The 1,027-nt window shown below is 59.1% G+C and carries 1 protein-coding gene; it reads right to left on the bottom strand.

Annotated elements, in window-relative coordinates; all coding sequences use genetic code 11:
• On the bottom strand, positions 1–1,027 hold a 1,027-nt coding region (locus HMPREF2604_RS11100), incomplete at both ends, for a YPDG domain-containing protein (RefSeq protein WP_210384687.1).

Genomic DNA, 1,027 nt, shown 5'->3' with positions numbered 1-1,027 from the left:
ACCCGGACCCTCGGTCTCAACCGTGGTGCCCGCCGGGACATCGCCACCGGTGTTCGGGATCTCAACCTTGTCACCAGGCTTACCGGAGTCGTCCTTCCAGTCAGGCTTCTCAGCCGGAGCATCCGGCTGCTCAACCTCAACGACTACACGATCGATCTCGTTGCCGTCCTTGTCCTTAACAACAACAACAACCTTGTCGCCAGGCTTAGCATCCTTATCGACGTCAACAATCAGCTTGCCGTTCTCATCGATCTCAGCCTTACCCGGACCCTCGGTCTCAACGGTGGTGCCGTCTTGCACCTTGCCACCGTTATTCGGGATCTCAACCTTGTCACCAGGCTTACCGGAGTCGTCCTTCCAGTCAGGCTTCTCAGTCTCCGGAGCCTCACAGACCTCGTTCTGCGGGGTCGTATAGGTCCAGGTCGTCTGAGCGCCCTCCGGGAAGGTGAAGCCCTTGGCCGGGGTTGCCTCGACCTTGACCGTCTGACCGTACTTGTAGACGTACTTGCCTTCAGCGTCCGGAGTCAACTCCTGACCATCGACGGTCACCTTGTACTCGACACCCTCGGTCTCTTCAACGGTGACGAACGGCGGAACATCACAAGATGCCGGGTCATCAGCAGATGCACCCAGAGATGGGTTGTTCTCCTTCGGGGCAACAGGCGTAACCGGGGTAGCGTCCTTCTCGGTCACGGTAACGGTGACGTCAACGGTGTCCGTAGAACCATCCGGGTAAGTCACAACAACCGGAACAGTGATCTTGTCACCCGGCTTAGCATCCTCAGGGATGGTGACCTTGATGGAACCGTCCGGATTGACGGTCGCGCCTTCAGGGGTGTCTGCACCTGGGCCGAAGGTGGTGCCGCTAGGAACGTCGACCTTGTTGTTGTCGCCGTCCTTGAAGGCCGGAGCGTCAATATTGACGTCCTCGCCAGGCTCGCCGGTGCCACCGTTGTACTCAGGCTCATACTTCTCGTTGTCCGTAGCCTCGGGAGCGTCCGGCTGCTCAACCGTAACGGTGACCTCA

The sequence above is a fragment of the Corynebacterium sp. HMSC055A01 genome, assembly GCF_001809405.1.
In the GTDB taxonomy this organism is placed as follows: Bacteria; Actinomycetota; Actinomycetes; order Mycobacteriales; family Mycobacteriaceae; genus Corynebacterium; species Corynebacterium hesseae.
Note: the sequence above shows the minus strand (reverse complement) of the source record. Positions and strands in the feature narration are given on the sequence as shown.